Source organism: Vibrio sp. 1180_3 (assembly GCF_029478545.1).
In the GTDB taxonomy this organism is placed as follows: Bacteria; Pseudomonadota; Gammaproteobacteria; order Enterobacterales; family Vibrionaceae; genus Vibrio; species Vibrio aestuarianus.
The window spans coordinates 1-1749 of record NZ_SJFM01000106.1 but is presented as its reverse complement, the minus strand read 5'-3'; the positions used below and the strand labels follow the sequence as shown (position 1 = coordinate 1749).

At 49.7% G+C, this 1749-nt stretch carries 1 protein-coding gene and 1 pseudogene; both read right to left on the bottom strand.

Features of this window, described 5'->3' with window-relative positions; translation table 11 throughout:
• Positions 1 to 79 precede the first annotated feature (79 nt).
• Complete coding sequence (istB, locus tag EYW48_RS21020; RefSeq protein ID WP_277433030.1) at positions 80 to 820, bottom strand: IS21-like element ISVch3 family helper ATPase IstB; 741 nt, start codon at positions 818 to 820, stop codon at positions 80 to 82.
• Positions 821 to 830: 10 nt separating this feature from the next.
• Positions 831 to 1749, bottom strand: a pseudogene (gene istA, locus EYW48_RS21015) (IS21-like element ISVch3 family transposase); the annotation flags it as partial.

Sequence of the window (1749 nt, the reverse complement as noted above, 5' to 3'; positions counted from 1 at the left end):
TGCGTATTTCGGTGATTGCGATCGCTCGTTTCGGTTTATTCCGATCACCTGATCCTGCCGTTTTTCTCTCTTCCTATTTTTACTCTAAGTGATCGGATTGCGCCAGTTTTCTCATTGACTCACCGCCCAGTTCTATTCGATGACTATTGTGAACAAGACGATCCATGAGAGCGTCTGCGACGGTGACGTTGCCGATCATGTTGTACCACTCCTTTACGGGTAGTTGACTGATGACGATTGTGCTGCTGTTTTGGTAGCGGTCTTCAAGCACTTCTAACAAGTGACCTGCATGCTCTTGAGTCAGTTTCTCCATCCCCCAGTCGTCGAGGATCAGTAGGGCTTTCTTAGCCAACGATTGAAGTTGCTTTTGATAGCTACCATCCAGACGACCTGCGGTCAGGTCATCAAGCAGGCGAGTTAATCGGTAGTATCTGACCGTGTGTTGTTGGTCGCAGGCGCTGCTTGCAAGTGCGCAGCCAAGATACGTTTTACCTGCGCCTGTTGGGCCTGTGATCAAGATATTCTGGTGCTTGTGAAGATAACTGCCCATCAGCAGTTCGCTCATCTGCTTGCGGTTGAGGTTTCGTCCCTCCTTGTAAATAAGTTGGCTCGGCTGAGCATCCAGTCTCAGCTTGGCTTGTCGTTTTAAGCGTTGGATTTTGGTTTGATTGCGATTCAAGATTTCACTTTCCAGAAGTAGGCTTAACCTCTCCTCGAAGTCCAGCTCTGCGTAGGTGGTCAGTTGCTCTTGTTGCTGCTCTAACGCTTTCGCCGCATGACTTAAGCGCAGGGTTTTGAGTTGGTCGTTCAGTGCGTTCATATTCTTTCTCCTAGTGATAACAGTTCGGGCCACGAACATTGCTGTGAACAAGGTTCGGCGTATTCGCTTTATCTTTACTCAGTTGTCCTTCACGGTTGTTCTTGAGTAGATTGTTGACGAAGGTGTAATTGGGTTTTGTCAGCATCAATGCATCTTTACAGGCTTGTTCTAGGCGCGACTCGCCATAGGTTTTGCTCAGATTGAGCAGCCCAAGACAGGAACGATAGGCCTGCTCTGGATGAGGTTTGGCGTTCAGCATCTTATTGACGACCTCTCGTGTGGCTGGGCCGATATTGGCTCCCCAGTTGAGCAAGCGTCCAGGCGACCACTTTTGATGTTGATGGTTACTCGGCATGTGCTCTGGTTGAGTGCTGTTTCCACGTTCCCTTTGGCTGCGTGGATGTTGAGCGATCAAGTTACCTTGGTGGTAGATCTGCACCAGACGGTTGGAGGCTTCCAGCTCGACATGATGGCCAACCAGTTGATGGGGAACCGAGTAGTAGTGACGGCGATATTCGATGTGATAATCAGGCCCAACTTTGGCTCGCTTGGTTTCGGTATAGAGATATCGCTGCTTAGGAAGTGGCTTTAACGCGGGTTTATCGAGTGTGTCGAACAGTGCTTTGCGGCTCGCACCATACTGCTTCATCTCACGTTCGTTTAAGTCATTCATAAGCTCACGGATGGCGAGGTTCAGCTCTTTGAAGGTATGGAAGGTTTGATGGCGAAGTCGCATCATGATCCAACGTTCCACTAGGAGGACGGCATTCTCTGCCTTGGCTTTGTCTTTCGGTTTGTAGGGGCGAGCTGGCATTACGGCGGTTTGATAGTGATTCGCCAGTTTCTGATAGCTGTCGTTCAGTCTCGGCTCATAACGATTCGCTTTGGTGACCGCGCTGCGTAGATTATCAGGGACCAAGAGATGGGGT